This is a genomic window from Kitasatospora sp. NPDC048540, assembly GCF_040651175.1.
GTDB lineage: Bacteria > Actinomycetota > Actinomycetes > Streptomycetales > Streptomycetaceae > Kitasatospora.
Genome location: NZ_JBEZIR010000154.1, coordinates 1 through 18479, shown reverse-complemented (window position 1 = coordinate 18479; position 18479 = coordinate 1). Strand labels below are relative to the sequence as shown.

Genomic DNA, 18479 nt, shown 5'->3' with positions numbered 1-18479 from the left:
CCGGATCTCCTCGACGTCGTCGCCCCAGAACTCCACCCGCAGCGGGTGCTCCTCGGTCGGCGGGAAGACGTCCAGGATGCCGCCGCGGACCGCGAACTCACCGCGCTTCTCGACCAGTTCGACCCGGGCGTAGGCGGCCGCCGCGAGCCCGCGGGCGACCTCCTCCAGGTCGTGCCGCTCGCCGCGCCGCAGCGCCACCGGCTCCAGCTCGGCCAGCCCCTTGACCTGCGGCTGCAGCACCGAGCGGACCGGCGCCACGACCACCTGGACGGGCCCGGCCGCCGGGTCGTCGGCCCGCGGGTGGACGATCCGGCGCAGCACCGCCAGCCGCCGGCCGACCGTGTCCGAGCGGGGTGACAGCCGCTCGTGCGGCAGCGTCTCCCAGGCCGGGAACTCCGCCACCGCGTCGGCCGGCAGCAGTGAACGCAGGCTCGCCGCCAGGTCCTCCGCCTCCCGCCCGGTCGCGGTCACGGCCAGCACCGGCCGGCCGCGCTCCCCCGCGCGCCCGGCCAGCGAGCGCGCCAGCGCGGCGATGGCGAACGGCCGGGCGGCGGGCGGTCCGACCAGGTCGAGGTGGTGCCGGCGGCCGCCGGCGGCCGCCTCGACCGCCTCGGCGAGGGCGGCGTCCCGTACGACGACATCGAGCAGTCCGGACAGGCTCATGAAGTCTCTTCTTCGCTCCGTGGCTGGAGTGCCCCGAGGCCGGAGAGCCCGGCCGGGCAACGCGAACAGCCCGGCACGCGGTGCGCCCCGGGGGTGTCCAGCCTACGCCGCGGCACCCCGCTCCACCCGACGCGAGGCCGCGGCCCGGGCGGCCTCGTGCCGGAGGCCCGGCGGGGTGGGCGCGGGTGAACGTGGTGGACCGCAGGCCCGGTGGGTGGGCCACCAGAGATCATGAAGTCGACACACTCCTGTCACTACCCGTCCATGGTGGCCGCGCAGGATGGTTCACGTGCCCGCCGCACCCAACCGTGGGGGATGGCTGCAGCGGTGCCGTTCGTACTCCGATGGGGGTCGGGGTACGAGGCCGGGCGGCCCTGGGTGGGGGCGCCCGTGCCCCAACGCCGGGACCTCGGCGCCCTTTCCTGGAGGGCGCCGAGGGTCTCGGCCCGCTGCGTTCCGGCCCCGGTCCGGCATGCCCGGAAGCGTCCCGTCCGCCCGCTCCGCCCGCGTTTCCCCGAAGCCGCCCGCGCCGCCCCCGCGCTCCGTACCCTCGTGTGAAGGCGGTGTGGGGCAGCCCTGAACACGGTGTGGGCGTCACCGCGACGGAGGGGGTACTTCAGTCATGCGCGTGGTCATCGCAGGCCAGGGTTACGTCGGGCTGCCGCTGGCGGTCCGGGCCGCCGAAGTGGGGCACGACGTGATCGGCTACGACGTGGACGAGCGCCGGATCAAGCGGCTCGCGGTCGGCGAATCGTACGTCGAGGACATTCCGGCCGAGCGGCTGCGGCCGCTGCTGGACAGCGGGGCCTACCTGCCCACCGCGGAGGAGGGCGACGTGGCGGGCTTCGACATCGCCGTGATCACCGTCCCCACGCCGCTGCGGGACGGGGTGCCCGACCTCTCGTACATCGAGTCCTCGGCCCGGCTGCTCGCCTCCCACCTGCGGCCGGGCGCCACCGTGGTGCTGGAGTCCACCACGTACCCGGGCACCACCGAGGAGCTCCTCGCGCCGCTGCTGGAGGAGGGTTCCGGGCTGCGCGCCGGCGAGGACTTCCACGTCGGCTACAGCCCCGAGCGGATCGACCCGGGCAACCCGACCTGGAAGCTGGAGAACACCCCGAAGGTGGTCTCCGGCATCACGGCGGCCGCGCTCGCCGCCGTCGACGGCTTCTACGGCGAGCTGGTCGAGCGGACCGTCCCGGTCTCCTCCTGCAAGGAGGCCGAGCTCACCAAGCTGCTGGAGAACACCTTCCGGCACGTCAACATCGCCCTGGTCAACGAGCTGGCGATGTTCGCGCACGACCTCGGCATCGACGTCTGGGAGGCCATCGACGCCGCCTCCACCAAGCCGTTCGGCTTCCTGCGGTTCACCCCCGGTCCGGGCGTCGGCGGCCACTGCCTGCCGATCGACCCCTCGTACCTGTCCTGGCGGGTGGAGCGCGCCCTCGGCCAGTCCTTCCGCTTCGTCGAGCTGGCCAACGACGTCAACAGCCACATGCCCGACTACGTGGTGCGGCGGCTGGCGGAGGCGCTCAACCAGCGCCGGCGCGCGGTCAACGGCTCGCGGGTGCTGGTGCTGGGGCTCGCGTACAAGAAGAACACCGGTGACGCGCGGGAGACCCCGGCCGCCCGGGTGGTGGAACTGCTCACCAGGGCGGGCGCCGACGTACGGGCCGCAGACCCGCACGTGGTGGCGGGCGTGCACGTCGCCGAGCCGGAGATCCCCGGGCCGCGCAGCGGCGGCCACGACAGCCACGACGGCGGGCCGCTGGCCGGCGTCCGCCGGGTCGAGGCCACCCCGGAGGAGCTCACGGCCGCCGACGCGGTCGTGCTGCTGGCCGACCACGACGACTTCGACTACGACGCGGTCCTCGCCCACTCCCGCTACGTCCTGGACTGCCGCCGCCGCCTCACCGGCCCGTCGGTCGAGGTCCTGTGACCCGGACAGCGGTTCCCCGAACCTGAAGGGGCACCGCGTTCAAGGGGCGCGGGAACTGCGCGAAACGGCAGGAAGTCAGCCGTCAGACGGCAGCATTGCTTCCGCCCTCGCGCAGTTCCGCCACCGGCCTCCGGCCGGGGCCCCGCGCCCCTGGGGGTGCACCCATCCGGGGCCCCGGGCCCGGGTTCAGCCGCGGCGGACCGCTCGGCCGGTGTCGTAGTCGGAGCCGTCGTCGATGATGACGATCTTCGGGATGATCTTCGTCTCGGGCTCCGGCTTGGCCTCCGGGGCCTCGGCCGGGGCGGGCTCCAGCGGTGCCTTGCGGGCCCACGGCGGCGTCTCCGCGGCGGGCAGCGCGTCGGGGGCCGAAACGGCCGGCCGGGCGTCCACGGGCGCAGCGGCCGCCGGGGTGGGCGGGGCGTCGGCCGGCGGGGCCGGCTCCAGGGCGGCCTGCGGTTCGGCCGCGCCGACCGCCGCACCGGTCAGCGCCGCCAGGTGCGCCTTGATGTGGTCGAGGTGCTGCTGCACCACGTCGAGGCGCTCGGTGAACTCGCGCTGCTCGCGCTCGCTGGCGGTCTGGATCCGCTCGGCCTTCTCCCGGGCCGCGGCCAGGATCCGGTCCGACTCGGCCTGGGCGTCGCCCTCGATGCCGCGGATCTCGGCGAGCACCGTCTCCCGGTGCTGCTCGGCCTCCTTGAGCCGGCGCTCCGCGGTGCCGGAGATCTTGGCGTCCTCGCGGTCCGCCTCGGCCTCGGCCGCCGTGAACATCTCGTCGGCCCGGCGCCGCAGTTCGGCCAGCTTGCCCTCGGCGCGCTCGCCCGCCTCCGCGGCCTCGACCCGGATCCGGGCGGCGTCGCCGGTCCCGGCGTCGCGGATGGCGCGGGCGTCGCGGTCGGCCTCCGCGCGGAGCCGTTCGGCCTCGGCCCGGGTGCGTTCGGCGGTGCGGCGGGCCGTCTCGTCGGCGTCCCGCCGGGTCGAGTCGGCGAACTCGTGGGCGGCCCGGTCGGCGTCCTGGCCGGCCTCGTGGGCGGCGTCCCTGGCGTCCTCGGCGGCCCGCTCGGCGGCCGTGCGGACGGCGAGGGACTCCGCGTCGGCGATCGCCATCAGGGCGGCCGCCTGCTCGCTGAGCAGCCCGTAGTCGGGCTCCGGGGCGGCCTCGGCGGCCTGCACCACCTCGACCAGCCGGTTCTCCATCTCGCGCAGGCCCGCACCGAGGACGCTGAGCCGCTCCCAGGCCCGGTCGCGGTCGGCGCTCAGCGCCTCCAGCGTCCGGTCGACCTGCTCGGGTGCGTAGCCCCGCCGGGCAACGGTGAAGCCGGACGGGGAGATGGCATCGCTCATCGGCTCTTCCCTTCGTGCTCGCGGGCCGCGCAGCCCTCAGTGTGTGATCGTCGAGGACATACTGCCGATCCTCTTGACCTATTTTGCGCAGATACGCTGGAAAGCCCAAGAAAACGCCCGAAGGGGCCGCACCACCGGGCGGCCCGGCCCCGACGGGTCCGGCGGACCGCCGCGGCTACATCAGGCCGTCCCAGAACTGCTCGACCAGCACCGCCCACCAGCTCTCCGGCGTGTAGAGCGCCGCCGGGTCGAGGGCGGTCAACTCGCCCTGCAGATCGGTGGTCCAGCGGCCGGCCTGCTCGGGCGTCAGACCGTGCCGCAGCCGCCACATCCGGCCGAGCGCCGCCAGGCTGCGGACGAACTCCGGCACCCCGCTGTTGACGAACCGGGGCGCCTCGGAGGGGTTCTCCAGGTCGACGGCGACCACGGCCGCGGTGCCGTACTGCACGCACAGCTGACGGCCGTAGTCGTTGCCCAGGACCAGGTAGCCGCCGAAGTCCGGACCGGCCGCCAGGCCGCGTTCGGCGGCCAGCTCGGCCAGCGTCGGGATCGGCCGGCCCTCCTGCGCCTGGGCCCAGAAGAACGGAGGGAACTCCCGCGGCAGCCCCGCCCACATCAGCGTCGCGGAGACCGGCTCGGGTACGCCCTGCCGGGAGACCGCGCGCTGCTCGAAGCGGAACACCCCCGGGCCGAAGGCCTGCGCCAGTTCGCCAGCGAGCTGCTGCGGCGCCAGCGGCGGCTGCTGCGGGATGACGCCGGGCGCCGGCAGCGGCACCCGGACCGGGCGCGGCCGCTGCGGGGCGGCGGCGAGCTGGTGCAGCTGGTCCAGGTGGTCGTTGAGCTGCGCCATCCCGGCCTGCCGGCCGCGCAGGTCGCGGCCGTACGGGACGGTGTGGCTGATCCGCACGTTGGGCCAGGACGCCTTGACCATCCGGGCGCAGTAACCGCCGGGCAGGTCGCACAGTTCCAGGTCGGTGTGGAGTTCGAGCACCTGGTCCGGCGGGACGTTCAGCCGGCGCAGCTCCAGCATCGCCTTCCGCTCCGGGTGCGGGGTGCCGGGCTCGCTGCGGTGCAGCAGGGTCTGCTCGGAGCCGTCCGGGCCGCGGTAGCTGACCACCGCCTGGGTGCCCGGGCCGATCGCGGGCACGCCCGGCGCGGCCGGGGCGGCGGGCGGCTGCGGGCCGCCCTGGGGGACGGCCGGCGGCGCCAGCACCGGGGCGGGCGCGGGCACCGCGCCCGGGACCGGGTAGCCGTAGCCGACCGGCGGCGCGCCGGGCACCGGGACGGCGCCGGGCGGCGGGGGCGGCGGACCGCCGGCCGCCAGGTCGATCGCGGGCGCCAGCTGGGTGGCCTGGTAGGCGACCTGGGCGGCAGCAGCCGGGTGCGGCGGTTCGGCCGCCGGCGGCGCCGGCGGTACGGGTGCGCCCGCGGGCGGCTGGCCGGGGCCGGCGCCGCGCAGGTCCGCGGGGGCCGGCGGCGGAGGTGCGGTCGGGGTGGCCCGGCCGCCCGCCGCATGGGCGGCCGGTCCGCCGGCGGGGCCGCCGAGCGAGGTCGGTGCGGGCGGCGGCGGAGTGGCGGGGCCGGAACGGCCGAGACCGGCCGCGGGCGCGCCGGGAGCCGGGGCCACGGGTGCACCGGGCAGGCCGAGCAGCCCGGGCGGGCCGTCGGTGGCCAGCATGGTCGGCGCGTACTCCATGGACGGCGCGGGCGCGGCGGGCGGCGCGGGGGCCGCGGGCGGGGCGCCGACCGGCGGCGGGCCGTCCGGGGTGGCCAGCATGGTCGCGGCGTGCTCGATGGAGGGCGCGGGTGCGACGGGCGGCGCGGGGGCCGCGGGCGGTGCCGACGGCGGGAAGCCGGGGGGCGGCGGCAGCTGGACCGGCCCGCCGTCCAGGAAGCCGGCGGGCATCGGCATGGTCGGGTCGGCCGGGGCGGGGGCAGGGACGGGCGGCTGCGCCGTGGCGGGCAGCGCGACGGTCAGCCCTTCGGAGCCCGCGCCCGGTGCGGCCGCCGCGGCCAGGCCGTACCCGGCCGGCATCGGCATGGTGAGTCCCTCGGAACCGGGCGGCGCCTGGGCGGCCGGTCCGGCCGGGGCCAGGTCTGCGGGCGGCGGCGCCAGCATGGTGGGCGCGTCGCCGGCCGGCCGGTCGGAGACCGGCGGGGTGGTCAGCACCGCCGGGTCCGCGGCGGCGGGCGGGGTCGGTGGCGCGGCGGCGGGCGCCGCGGCCTCCTGGGCCAGCCTGGCGGCCTCGGCGGCCAGAGCGTCGGCGCCGGCCTGCTGGAACCACTGCGGGGGGCTGAGCAGGAAGGAGGTCGCCTCGACCGAGTTGGGCACCGGCTTGGCCGCACCCGCCGGGTTGGGCTCGCTCCGGCTGCCGTACAGCTCCTCGAACTGCCGGACCACCTCGTTCACCGGCAGCGGCGGCCAGAGCGTGCTGGCACCGCTGTCCCGGGTGATCACCAGCCGGGCGTCGCCGCCCCGGGCCGGGGTGCCGTCCGTGTGGTCCTCGGCCCAGCAGACGAAGCCCAGGTCGAACTCGCGCACCCGGACCTCGCGCTGCTGGGAGCGCGGCACCCCCGCGTTGATCCACTCCTCGGCGATCTCCTGAGCCTGCGCGTAGGTCGTCACCACGCCCCGTTCCCCTCTTCCTTGCCGGCCACCGTGTGCCCCCGCATCAGTTCACCGGGACGGCGCGGGCGAACCCGCCGTCCACCATCAGTGCCGCGACCGTCTCCAGCTCCGGCGGGCTGCCCGCCAGCCGGAGCAGGAAGGCGTCGAAGTCCTCCCCGCAGGGCAGCAGCAGCCGGGCGACCCGCTCCTCGGGCGGCTCGGGCGCGGCCGAGTCCCGGGCGTCGTCGTACGGGCAGAACCAGACCGAGCCGGTCTGCTCGCCGCGGACCTTGACCGCCAGCAGGCCGCCCTGGACGTAGGCGACGGCGAGGTAGTCCTTGGTCAGGTGGTCGCGCAGGCACTTGTTGGCGTACACCAGGTCGTGCGCGCCGTACTCGTCGCTCAGCGTCAGGAACGGCTGGTCGAGCAGCACCCCGTACTCGACGTCCAGGGCCACCCCGGCGGGGGCGCGGCCGCCGGCCAGCTTGAGGAAGCTGCGGTAGGCGGCGGGCAGCGGGTGGCCGAGCCGCTGCTCGGCGTGCTGCACCTGGTCCTCGGTGACGGCCAGCGGGTCGCCGCCGTCCCGGGCGAGCGACAGGTGGGCCGGGCGGTGCTCCTGGAGCGGGCGGGTGCCGCGGCGGGCGTGGTCGGCGGTGGAGCGGGCCAGGCCGCCGTGGTGCCGCAGCAGCGCCTTGACCTCGACCGGGATCAGCTCCATCCGGCGCAGCCCCGGGGCGGCCCGGCCGACCACGTGGTGCCAGGTCCAGCCGGCCGGGGTGGCGACCGCGGTCTCCAGGTCGGCCCACAGCTGGTGGCCCTGGGTGTAGAGCGCCGCGTTGGCCGAGACGTAGTCGGTGAGCCGCAGCTCGTCCACGCCGAAGCCGGCCGGCGGGTCGGCCACCTCGGCGGCGGCCGCCGCGTAGGCGCTGAAGTCCGGGTATCCGTACTCGTCCACCCGCACCCCGGCGGGGTGCGCGGCGGCCCGGACCGGATCCGGGAACTGCACCACCTGACCCGCGTACGCCGAGTTGGGCGCGGCGGCGGTGGCGGGCCGACCTGTCGTCATCTGGGTGCCCCCACACTGGCTGAAGCAGATTTGCTGGGCACCAGCGTAGGGGGTGCGGGCGGGGGCTCGTCCCCCCGCCCGCGGGGTGGGGCGGCCGGTCAGATCCGGGTCAGCGCCTTGGCCAGGATCTCGGCCACCCGCTCCTGCTGACCCTCCGTGATCTGGGGGTACAGCGGGATGGTCAGGATCTGGGCGGCGGCCCGCTCGGCGACCGGGAACGCCCGCTCGGCGTACCCCAGGTGGTGGAAGGCGGGCTGCAGGTGGACCGGCACCGGGTAGTGCACACCGGCGCCGATCCCGGCGGCCTGCAGCTCGGCCAGCACGGTGTCGCGGCCGCGCTCGACGCGCACCGCGTACAGGTGCCAGACGTGCTCGTTGCCGGGCAGGGTCCGGGGGGTGGTGAGACCGTCCAGGCCGGCCAGCAGGGTGTCGTAGCGGGCGGCGGCGGCCCGGCGGGCCTCGTTCCAGGCGGGCAGCCGGCGGAGCTTGGCGCGCAGCACCACCGCCTGGAGGGTGTCCATCCGGGAGTTGAAGCCGAATCGCTCGTGCACGTACTTGCGGCCCGAGCCGTGGTCCCCGATCAGCCGCACGGCCGCCGCCAGGCCGGCGTCGTCGGTGACCACCGCACCGGCGTCGCCGTACGCGCCGAGGTTCTTGCCCGGGTAGAAACTGGTGGCCGAGATCCGGCCCCAGGAGCCGGAGAGCCGGCCGTCCTGCCGGGCGCCCTGGGACTGCGCGCCGTCCTCGACCACCGGACGGTCCCCGGCCAGCTCCAGCAGCGGGCGCATCGGGGCGAGCTGGCCGTTGAGGTGCACCGGGACCACGGCGGCGGCCTGCGGCAGCGCGTCGGCGACGGCGGCCGGGTCGATCAGCAGGTGCTCGGGGTCGACGTCCACCAGCACCGGCCGCAGCCCGGCCCGGATCACCGCCTCGGCGGTGGCCACGAAGGTGTTGGCGGGCAGCACCACGCCGGCGCCGGCCGGGAGCTCCAGCGCCCGCAGCGCCAGCTCCAGCGCGTCGGTGCCGTTGGCGACCCCGACGGCGTGCCCGACCCCGGAGAACGCCGCGTACTCCGACTCGAAGGCGGCCACGTCCGGGCCCTTGATGTACGCGCCGCTGAGCAGGACCCGGTCGAAGCCCTCCCGTACCTCCTCGGCGATCTCGGCGTGCGCGGCTTGCAGGTCGACGAGCGGGATGTCGGTCACCCGGGGCTCCTCAGCTGGTTGTCCGGCCCTCGGGCCGGGATGGTGGGTCGTCCTTGGACTGCTCGGCCGGCTCGACGAGCAGCGGGAGCGCGCCGCCGGACAGACAGGCCCCAGTGGCCGCGTCCCACTTCCAGTGGTGGCGCGGGCACTCGACCAGTCCGTCGGCGATCACGGCGTGGCTCAGGTCCTCACCCGCGTGCGGGCAGTACCGCTGCAGCCGCAGGCCGTCCCGCTCGATGGTCTCCGCCCTGGTCCGCTCGCGCACCAACTGCCTGGTCTGGGCGGGGTGGTGGCCGTAGCGGAGCAGGCTCAGCAGGGTGAGGTCGAAGACGTCCGGGTCACGGTGCAGGCTCAGGCGCATCGACAGCAGCGCCTCCTCCCAGCCGGCGCGGCCGTCCAGCACCGCCCGCAGCGCACGGGCCGGCACCCGGATCACGTACGAGGGGTCGACCGGCTCGTCCTCCAGCTCCACCCGGTCGGCCAGTTCGCCGAGGGCCAGGCCCCAGACGGCGCCCTCGGCCTCCAGCCGCAGCCCGGCCCGGTAGTCGCTGAGCAGCGGGCGGTTGAGCCGCTGGAGGCGGTCGAAGTACGCCTCCACCTCGGCGGCGGCGACCGGCGCGGCCTCGCCCTCGTGGTAGGCCTCCCACTCGGCGCGGCGGCGCTCCCGGTAGTCGGCCAGGTAGCCGTCGGGGTCGGTGTGCCAGCGGCCGGGCGGGGCCGGGTCGGCGACCTGGTCGCCGGGGGCGGTGCGGATCACCTCGGTGGCGGGGCAGGCCTCGGCGAACCGGGCGGCGACGTCCTCCCAGTGCGGGAAGATGGTCCGCTCGCGGTCGTTGTACCGGGCCAGCGCCGGGTCGAGGAAGCAGGCCGGGCCGGCCGACGGCAGGTAGGCCCGGGCCCCGGTCAGCCGCACCTTGCGGACCAGGGTGTCCAGCAGGTCGTCGCGGACCGCGGCGGTCTTCGCGGCCATCCGCTCCGGCGGGTAGTCGTAGGCGTTCGGGTACCACATCGCGCCGGAGTACTGGGCGGCCAGCAGGTCGACGCCGCCGGGGAGTTCGGACAGCGGGGTGTTGCAGTCGTTGAGGTCCAGGAAGCGGAAGCCGCCGAGGTCCAGCAGCAGGCCGCTGTCCTCCTTGTGGCTGGTGTCCAGCAGCATGGTGGCGGTGCAGTCCGGGCCGAGCCGGTACTCCTCGCGGTGGCCCAGCCGGACCTGCTCGCCGAAGCCGAGCGCGGCGAGCCGCCGCCCGAGCTCGCCGGTGCGGAAGCGCGGCACCAGGACGGTGGTCTCCCGGGAGAGCTGGGCCAGCGTCCGCTCGTCGAGGTGGTCCTCGTGGGTGTGCGAGACGTACAGGTAGTCGTACCGGCCCGCGACCGTCCCCGGCAGCAGCTCGCGGTTGTCCGGGTACGGGAACCAGGCCTCCAGGAAGGCCGGGTGGAACCAGGGGTCGATCAGGATGCGCAGCCCCGCGTGCTCGACCACGAACCCGGCGTGCCCGAGGTGCCGGATCGACGTCCCGGCCGGCAGCGAGGCCCGGACCGGTGCTCTCACCCGATGGCCTCGCGGAGCGCGGCGACCACCCGGTCCTGCTGGGCCTCGGTCAGGGTGTGGAACAGCGGCAGGATCAGCGAGCGCCCGGTGATCAGCTCGGTGGCGGGCAGCGGCACCCGGGCGGTCCCCTTGTACGGGGCCTCCAGGTGGGCCGCCATGATGCCGCGCCGGGCCGAGACGCCGGCCGCGGCCAGCCGGGCCAGCACCTCGGTGCGGTCCGGCGCGCCCTCGGGCAGCAGCAGCCAGCAGGACTGGAAGTTGCCGGTGCCGTGCGCCGGGTCCGCCACCAGGCCGTCGGCCAGCGGGCCGAGCAGTTCGCGGTAGCGGGCGGCCAGGGCGCGGCGGCGCTCGACCATCGCGGGCAGCTTGCCCAGCTGGACCAGGCCGACGGCGGCCTGGATGTCGGTCATCCGGTGGTTGAAGCCGATCTCGTCGTACGTCTCCACCACCATGCCGCCGCCCGCGGCGTGCCGGTCGGCCGCCGAGACGCTCATCCCGTGCTCGCGCAGCCGCCGCAGCCGGGCGGCGAGGTCGCCGTCCTGGCAGGTGACCATGCCGCCCTCACCGGTGGTGAGCAGCTTGCGCGGGTGGAAGGAGTACGCGGCGATCTGCGCGGTGGCGCCGGCCGGGCGGCCGCGGTAGACCGAGCCGGCCGCGCAGGCGGCGTCCTCGACCACGGTGATCCCCCGCGGCTCGGCCAGCGCCCGGACCGCGTCCAGGTCGACCGGGACACCGCCCTGGTCGACCACGACCACCGCGCGGGTACGGTCGGTGAGCGCGGCGGCGACGGTGTCGGCGGTGAGGTTGCCGTCGGCCGGGTCGACGTCGGCGAAGACCGGTACCGCCCCGACGTAGGTGACGGCGTTGGCGGTGGCGATGAAGGACAGCGAGGGCACCACCACCTCGTCGCCCGGCCCGACGCCCGCACCGATCAGCGCCAGGTGCAGCGCGGTGGTGCAGGAGGAGACCGCGACGGCGTGCGGGACGCCGAGGTGGTCGGCGAAGGCGCGCTCGAAGGCGGCGACCCGGGGGCCCTGGGCGACCCAGCCGGAGCGCACCGCCTCGGCGGCGGCCGCGGCCTCCTCCTCGCCGAGCCAGGGGATCATCACGGGGATCTGGGGCACAGCCGGGACGGTGCTGGACACGCGCTGCTCCGAAGGACGTGGCGGGAAGGACGTGACGGGAAGGGGGGTTACTGCTCGCGCCACCAGGCGACCAGCTGGCGCAGGCCCTCGTCCAGCGCCAGTTCGGGCTTCCAGCCGAGGTCGCGTTCGGCCGCGGAGATGTCGGCCAGGCGCCGGACCACGCCGCCGGCGGTGCCGCGGGCCGGTCCGTGCTCGACGTCCAGGTCGGTGCGGTCCATCGCGGCGAGCAGGGCGTCGGCCAGGCCCCGCAGCGAGACCTCGGCGGAGCTGGCGATGTTGTAGACCCGGTCGGTGACGGGGGCGGCGGCGGCCAGCAGGTTGGCCCGGGCGATGTCCTCGGTGTGGACGAAGTCCATGGTCTGGGCGCCGTCGCCGAAGATCAGCGGGGGCTGGTCGCCGGCGATCCGCTCCATCCAGCGGATGAACACCTCGGTGTAGCGGCCGTGCACGTCCATCCGCGGGCCGTAGACGTTGAAGTAGCGCAGCGCGACGTAGTCCAGCCCGTACATGGCGTGGAAGCTGCGCAGCAGGCCCTCGTTGAAGACCTTGGCGGCGCCGTACAGGGTGTCGTTGTGGTACGGGTGCTGGGTCTCGGGGGTGGGGAAGGTGTCGGCCAGGCCGTAGACCGAGGCGGTGGAGGAGGCGATGACCTTCTTCACGCCCTTCTCGGCGGCGGCCTCGACCACGTCGAAGGTGCCGTCGACCATGATCTCCAGGGCCAGGCGCGGTTCGGCGGCGCACTGGGTGATCCGGATCGCGGCGAGGTGGAAGAGCAGGTCGGTGTCGTCGCCGAGCAGGTCGCGCAGGAGCGCGCGGTCGCGGATGTCGCCGTCCACCACCCGCAGCTGTCCGGGGGCGGCGGCGGCCTCGGCGTGCGCCAGGTTCTCCATCCGGCCGCGGACGAAGTTGTCCAGCACGATCACCTCGCGGGCCCCGCCCTGGATCAGCTGGTCGACGACGGTGGAGCCGATGGTGCCGGCCCCGCCCGTGACCAGGCAGCGGGAGCCCTCAATGGCGACTGCGTTCATCGGGCGGAAGCCCTTTCCTGAGCGGTGATCAGTTCGATGTCGTCGGCGCCGCCGACCGGGACGGTGGCCCCGCCGAGCTCCAGGCTCCGTGAGGCGGCGTGCAGCAGCTGCAGCACCCGCAGGCCGGAGCGGCCGTCGGTGAGCGGGGCGCGGCCCTCGGTGATGGCCGCGGCGAACTCGCCCATCACGTTGCGCAGGGCCTCCTGCTCGACCAGCGCCGGGGCGACCATGTCGCCGACCCGGTACGAGATCAGGGCCCGGTGCCGGATGGCGTCGGTCAGCTCGTCGGGCGGGGTGAGGTCGACGCCGCGGTCGTGGATCGCCAGCCGGGCCTGCGGGTTGAGGTCGTCCCAGACCAGGGTGCGGCGGGAGCCGCCGATCAGGGTGGTCCTGACCTTCGTCGGGGAGAGCCAGTTGACGTGGCAGTGCGCCAGCGCGCCGTTGCTGAGCCGGACCGTCAGGTACGCGACGCAGGCCCGGCCGGCCCCGATCGGGTCGGCGCCCTGGGCGCTCACCCCGACCGGCTCGACGCCGGGCGGCAGCACGAAGTCGAGGATCGACAGGTCGTGCGGGGCGAGGTCCCACAGCACGTCCACGTCGGGCTGGACCAGCCCGAGGTTGATCCGCACCGAGTCGAAGAACTGGATGTCGCCGATCTCGCCGCCGTGCACCAGCTCCCGGATCCGCCGCACCACCGGGGTGTAGCAGAAGGTGTGGTCGCACATCAGGACCAGCCCGCGCTCCTCGGCGAGCGCGACCAGTTCGGCGGCGTCCGCCACCGTGGTGGTGATCGGCTTCTCCACCAGGACGTGCTTGCCGGCCTCCAGGGCCGCCCTGACCAGCTTGTAGTGCGCCGCGGCCGGGGTGGCGATCGCCACCGCCCTGACCCGCTCGTCGGCCAGCACCTCGTCGAAGGAGGTGGTGGTGTCGACCGTGCTGTACTCGCCGAGCACCCGCCGGGAGCGCTCCTCGTCCAGGTCGCACAGCCAGTGCAGCCGCAGCCCGGCCGTCTGCTGCGCGTTGCGGACCAGGTTCGGCCCCCAGTACCCGGCGCCGACCACCGCCAGGCCGATCCGCTCGACCGGCTGCGGCTCCGCCACACCCGGGGTCGGCACATGCTCGCCAGGCGCCTCGTGCGCCACGTCCTTGGACCCGCTCGCCACCGCAAGACCCCCCTTGCCACGGCCCCGGAAGCGCCCTCGCCCCGGCTGCCTCTGCCTGCCCCGCGCGGCCCGGGCACAGGCCGCTCTCCCCACGGCCCGACCCCTCTGACCTCGCAGTGGAACGGTACCGGGCACGGCAGTCGGAAATGGGCCGAATCCGGAAACCCGGCGCGGCCGCGGGACGGCGCGGCAGCCTGGAGCACACGCTCCGTACACCGCCGCCGACCGGCGGCGCAGCACCCGCCGCCGGACCCCGGGGCGCCGGGTGTCGGAGGGGTTTGGCAGGCTGTTCCCACCATCCGCGCGCGGGCGCCGTGCGACCCTGGTGGTCACCGTCCGTCAGCAGACCCCCGGCAGCGGAGAACTGCCGGTGCGCCGAGCACAGCCGAGGAGCAGCCATGGAACACCCGGAGCCCGAGAGCGGCACGCCGGCGCCGGTGCTGCGCCACCACCGGGACAGCCTGCTGCCGGCCGTCGCCGCCGCGCTGTCGCTGCGCGACGGTACGGTGCACACGCTGGCCGGCGACAAGGGCGGCCGCGCGCCGCTGCTGCACCCGCTGGTCGCCGAGTTCCTGGCCGCGCTGCCGCTGGAGCACCGCGAGCGGTTCCTCGGGCACTGCCCGGAGCCGGCGCTGCTCTCGCAGTTCCTCGCGGGCGTGGACGCCGGCCGCTCCAAGCGGGCCGCCCGCAAGCCGCTCGCCCTGGCGGAGGCCCGGAAGGCGCTCAAGGGTGCCAGGCTGACCACGGTGCGGATCCGCGAGGAGGGCGATCCCGCGCACGGGACGCACGCGCCGCCGTGCCGTTCCTGCGTCCCGTTGCTGGAACATCTGAACGTCACGAGCGTCGCCGTCGGGCCCACCCCCCGCTGAGCCGCGCCCCTCCTGTCCCCCAGTCACCGGAGCACACCCTGAACCCGACCGCCCTGCGCACCCAGCCCCGCTTCCCCGCCGACGTCGCCGCCGCCCTCAAGCAGGCCGGCTGGCACCCCGGCCGCTGGGAGATCCGCCAGGCCGAGGAGTGGGCCGACGAGCTGGCCGCCCACGACCGGCCGCCGCAGGCCGGGCACGCCGTCTTCCCGGCCGCCGTCGAGGCCTGGGCCGAGTTCGGCGGGCTGTCCTTCGACCTGTCCGGAGCCGGCCGGGTGCAGGCCAGGACCCCCTTCCGGCTGGACCCGCGGTGCGGGCTGCACCAGCCCAGGACGCTGGCCGACCTCGGCCGGGCGCTGGGGACCAGGCTCGCCCCGCTCGGCGAGGAGGCGTACGGCCGGGCGCTGCTGGCCATCGACGAGGCCGGCCGGGTCTACAGCCTGGACCACGCCGGCGAGTGGTTCCTCGGCCGGTCCGTTGACGCGGCGGTCGGCACCCTGGTCCTGGGCCTGCGCCAGGAGCGCCTGCGGACGGCGGACTGACGCGCCGTCCGGGTCGGATCGGGTCGCGGCCGGGCCCGCCGTCCGGGCGCGCGACGGAGCCCCGCGCGCCCCCCGGTGTCCCGATTCCCGCCGATTCCCTCCCGCCGGATGGCCGTTGCCGCCACACTGTGCCGCAGCTTGTGTGGAGCTTGTGAGGGGACCACCGGGAGGAATCGCGATGAGCGCACCGACGGCCGCCGCGACCAGGACGGCGGCGCCGCCCGCACCCCGGCCGGAGCGGCAACCACTGTTCGACAACGCCAAGTTCGCCGCGGTCGCGCTGGTGGTCTGTGCGCACACCTGGATGCCGTTGCTGGCCGCCGACCGGACGGTCGCCGCCGCGGTGCTCACCATCGCGGCCTTCTCGATGCCGGTCTTCATCACCCTGTGCGGCTACTTCGCCCGCCCGAGACCCGGCCGGCCGCCGGTGGACGGCGGCCGGCTGATCTCCCAACTGGCCGTCCCCTACCTGGTCTTCCAGGTGCTCTACAACCTGGTCGGGATGGCGCTGGAGCGGCGGCTCGCGCCGATCGCGCTGCTGGAGCCGCGCTGGCTGACCTGGTTCCTGCTCTCGCTGCTGCTCTGGCGCCTCAGCGTGCCGCTGTGGACGGCGCTGCGCCACCCGCTGCCGGTGGCGGTGCTGGTCGCGGCCGGCTCCGGCGCGATGGCCGCCTTCCCTGAGGAGCTGGCGCTCGGCCGCACCCTGGGCTTCCTGCCGTGGTTCGTGCTCGGCCTGGTGCTGCGGCCCGGGCACCTCGCCGTGCTGCGCCGCCGGCCGGTGCGCCGCGCGGCGCCGTACGCGCTGGCGGCGGTGTTCGCCACGGTCTGGCTGGCCGCGCCGAAGCTGCTGAACCCGGGCTGGGTGGAGTACACCGGGAGCGCCGCCGAACTGCACGTCGGCTACCCGCTCTGGGTGGCCGTGCGGTGCGCGCTGGGCGGGCTGTCGCTGGTGGCCGGCGCCGCGTTCCTGGCGCTGCTGCCCGAGCGCCGCACCCGGTGGACGGCGCTGGGCGGCGCCTCGCTGTACGTCTACCTGCTGCACGGGCTGCCGCTCAAACTGGTGCAGGCCTCCGGGATCTACCACGCCCGGGCGCTGCACCACTGGTACACCGCGCTGCCGCTGCTCGGGGCCTGCGCGCTCACCCTGGCGGTACTGCTGGCCACCGGCGCGTCGGTGCGGTTCTTCGGGCCGCTGGTGCAGCCGCGGCTCGGGTGGCTGCTGCGGCCGACCGGGACGGTCCCGGGCGGGCCGGTGCCCGCCGGGCCGGGCTCAGGCCAGCCGGTCGGCGCGGACGGCCAGGCGTGAGGGCAGCACCGCCTCGACGCGGAAGCCGCCGTCCTCGGCCGGGCCCGCGCTGAAGCTGCCACCGAGCGCGACCACCCGCTCGCGCATGCCGAGCAGGCCGTTGCCGCCGCTGGGCAGCGCGACCTTGGCGCCGTCGCCGTCGGCCGGGGCGTTGACCACCGCGACCCGCACGCCGTTCGGCCGGTAGGCGAGCTGCACGGTCACCCGGGCGCCGCCGGCGTGCTTGTGCGCATTGGTCAGCCCCTCCTGCACCAGCCGGTACGCGGTCCGCTCGGCCTGTCCGGTGTACGGGCAGCTGTCGCCGCTGACCGTCAGGCTGACCAGCATCCCGGCGGCCCGGGACTGGTCCACCAGCCGGGGCAGCCCGGCCAGGCTGTCCGGGCGGTCGGCCTGCGCGGCGGCCGGCTCGGCCATCCGCAGCACGCCGAGGATCTCGCGCAGCTCGTCCAGCGCCTGCCGGCCCACCTCACCCATCAGCTTCGCGCTCTGCTGGGCCCGTTCGGGGTCGCGCGGGATGGTCCGCTCGAGGGCGGCGGCGTGCACCACCATCAGGCTGACCCGGTGGGCCACCACGTCGTGCATCTCGCGGGCGATCCGGGTGCGCTCCTCCAGCCGGGCCCGCCGGGCGCGTTCCCTGGCCTGCTCGGCCAGCAGGTCGAGTTCGGCCTCCAGGCCGTGGGCCCGGTCCTTGAGCGACTCCACCAGCCGGCGCCGGGCACCCACGTACAGGCCGGTGACCACCGGCGGGACGGTCAGCCCGACCGCCACCAGCGCGGCCAGCAGCACGAAGACCCAGGCGGGCGGAAGCGGGGCGGCCGGGTCGGCCTGCTCCCCCGGCGCGAAGATCGCGAACAGCACCATGCCGAAGGTCTCCACCAGCGCCAGCGCGGACAGCGCCACCACCCGGCGCCGCCGCGACGGCCACTCCCAGGTGGCGGCCAGCGTGTAGAGCGAGACGACCAGCAGGATCATCCCGAACAGACCCGGCACGAACACCAGCGCCACCAGCACCGGCACCGCCGGCCAGCGGCGGCGCACCACCAGGGTCGCCCCCGCCAGCGCCCCGGGGACCGCGGCGGCCACCGCGATCCCGGTCCCCAGGTGCAGGCGGTCCTGCACCACCCCGTACGCGCCGAAGGCGCACTCGAGTCCGGCCAGTGCGGCCAGCACGATGTCCAGCAGCGCGCTGCGGCGCCGATCCCACCACCACAGCGGGTGGGCCGGGCCGCCCCCGTCAGGCGACTTGCTCATGGGGGACAGCCTACGGGCGGCGCCCGGCCCGCCCCCAGGCAGTTCCCGGACGCGGCCCGCCACGGCCCCGCGGCACGCCCCGGTGTCCGGCATCCGGCCACTTCTCGGACGCGGCATCCGCTCCCACCTATGCTGGTCCGCGACGGACAGCGCGGTCCGCACCCCTCTCCCGGCACACCGGCGGCGCACCCCCGGCGGCCGGCCCGCGGGAGGGAGAGCCGTTGCCCGAACCCCACCACCACAGGGAGCCAGCCGTGACCGCTCCGGTCCCCACCTCGGCCGACAGCCCGTCCCCGCTCGGACACGACCCGGTCGCGGCCAACGCCGCGCTCCGCGCCGACATCCGCCGCCTCGGCGACCTGCTCGGCGAGACCCTGGTCCGGCAGGAGGGCCCCGAACTGCTCGGCCTGGTCGAGCAGGTCAGACTGCTCAGCCGCACCGACGGCGAGGCCACCGCGCAGCTGCTCGCCGAGATCGACCTGGAGACCGCCGGCAAGCTGGTCCGGGCCTTCTCCACCTACTTCCACCTGGCGAACGTCACCGAGCAGGTGCACCGCGGCCGCGAGTTCGCCACCCGCCGGGCCCGCGAGGGCTCGCTGCTGGCGCAGACCGCCGACCAGCTCGCCGACGCCGACCCCAAGCACCTCCAGGACACCCTGGCGCACCTGGCGGTCCGTCCGGTCTTCACCGCGCACCCGACCGAGGCCGCCCGCCGCAGCGTGCTCAACAAGCTCCGCCGGGTCGGCGAGCTGCTGGAGCGGATCCACCGCGAGCACGTCGCCTCCGGCCTGTCCACCTCCGACCCGG

General features: G+C 75.9%; 14 protein-coding genes and 1 pseudogene. 5 read left to right on the top strand and 10 right to left on the bottom strand.

Going from position 1 to position 18479, the window contains the following annotated elements; genetic code table 11:
- A pseudogene (locus tag AB0D08_RS36040) lies at positions 1–663 on the bottom strand (transcription-repair coupling factor); the annotation flags it as partial.
- Positions 664–1285: 622 nt separating this feature from the next.
- Here AB0D08_RS36040 and AB0D08_RS36035 point away from each other — a divergent pair.
- Entirely contained in the window at positions 1286–2602 is a 1317-nt protein-coding gene (locus AB0D08_RS36035; protein ID WP_359894522.1) for a nucleotide sugar dehydrogenase, read from the top strand.
- Between the two features lie 186 nt (positions 2603–2788).
- Here the strand turns inward: AB0D08_RS36035 and AB0D08_RS36030 are convergent, their stop codons facing one another.
- From AB0D08_RS36030 to AB0D08_RS35995, 8 genes are all read right to left on the bottom strand, one after another.
- Positions 2789–3943, bottom strand: coding sequence for a hypothetical protein (locus tag AB0D08_RS36030; RefSeq protein ID WP_359894520.1), 1155 nt, complete (start codon positions 3941–3943; stop codon positions 2789–2791).
- Between the two features lie 175 nt (positions 3944–4118).
- Positions 4119–6572: an SUKH-4 family immunity protein gene (locus AB0D08_RS36025; RefSeq protein WP_359894518.1), complete on the bottom strand. Its 2454-nt coding sequence runs from the start codon at positions 6570–6572 to the stop codon at positions 4119–4121.
- A gap of 43 nt (positions 6573–6615) precedes the next feature.
- On the bottom strand, positions 6616–7617 hold the full coding sequence (locus AB0D08_RS36020; RefSeq protein ID WP_033822768.1) for an SMI1/KNR4 family protein: 1002 nt from the start codon (positions 7615–7617) through the stop codon (positions 6616–6618).
- Between the two features lie 98 nt (positions 7618–7715).
- Positions 7716–8822, bottom strand: coding sequence for a DegT/DnrJ/EryC1/StrS family aminotransferase (locus AB0D08_RS36015; RefSeq protein ID WP_033822767.1), 1107 nt, complete (start codon positions 8820–8822; stop codon positions 7716–7718).
- A gap of 10 nt (positions 8823–8832) precedes the next feature.
- Complete coding sequence (locus AB0D08_RS36010; RefSeq protein WP_051813415.1) at positions 8833–10371, bottom strand: MBL fold metallo-hydrolase; 1539 nt, start codon at positions 10369–10371, stop codon at positions 8833–8835.
- Positions 10368–11495 (bottom strand): DegT/DnrJ/EryC1/StrS family aminotransferase, encoded by a 1128-nt coding sequence (locus tag AB0D08_RS36005; RefSeq protein ID WP_233289200.1) that lies wholly within the window; start codon positions 11493–11495, stop codon positions 10368–10370. Before AB0D08_RS36005 ends, AB0D08_RS36010 begins: the two co-directional genes overlap by 4 nt.
- A 68-nt stretch (positions 11496–11563) precedes the next feature.
- Positions 11564–12544 (bottom strand): NAD-dependent epimerase/dehydratase family protein, encoded by a 981-nt coding sequence (locus AB0D08_RS36000; protein ID WP_033822766.1) that lies wholly within the window; start codon positions 12542–12544, stop codon positions 11564–11566.
- Positions 12541–13707, bottom strand: coding sequence for a Gfo/Idh/MocA family oxidoreductase (locus AB0D08_RS35995; protein ID WP_233289199.1), 1167 nt, complete (start codon positions 13705–13707; stop codon positions 12541–12543). Before AB0D08_RS35995 ends, AB0D08_RS36000 begins: the two co-directional genes overlap by 4 nt.
- Positions 13708–14105: 398 nt before the next feature.
- Between AB0D08_RS35995 and AB0D08_RS35990 the strand changes: the two genes are divergently transcribed.
- From AB0D08_RS35990 to AB0D08_RS35980, 3 genes are all read left to right on the top strand, one after another.
- Positions 14106–14576, top strand: coding sequence for a YwqJ-related putative deaminase (locus AB0D08_RS35990; protein ID WP_051813411.1), 471 nt, complete (start codon positions 14106–14108; stop codon positions 14574–14576).
- Between the two features lie 38 nt (positions 14577–14614).
- Entirely contained in the window at positions 14615–15115 is a 501-nt protein-coding gene (locus AB0D08_RS35985) for an SUKH-3 domain-containing protein (RefSeq protein WP_033822774.1), read from the top strand.
- A 178-nt stretch (positions 15116–15293) separates the two neighbouring features.
- The gene (locus tag AB0D08_RS35980) at positions 15294–16421 is read left to right on the top strand and encodes a hypothetical protein (RefSeq protein ID WP_051813409.1); all 1128 of its coding nucleotides are present in this window, start codon (positions 15294–15296) and stop codon (positions 16419–16421) included.
- On the opposite strand, the gene AB0D08_RS35975 is transcribed toward AB0D08_RS35980, so the two are convergent.
- The gene (locus AB0D08_RS35975) at positions 16386–17672 is read right to left on the bottom strand and encodes a histidine kinase (protein WP_359894514.1); all 1287 of its coding nucleotides are present in this window, start codon (positions 17670–17672) and stop codon (positions 16386–16388) included. The genes AB0D08_RS35980 and AB0D08_RS35975 overlap by 36 nt on opposite strands.
- Positions 17673–18013: 341 nt before the next feature.
- Here AB0D08_RS35975 and AB0D08_RS35970 point away from each other — a divergent pair.
- On the top strand, positions 18014–18479 hold a 466-nt coding region (locus AB0D08_RS35970; protein ID WP_359894523.1), incomplete at its 3' end, for a phosphoenolpyruvate carboxylase.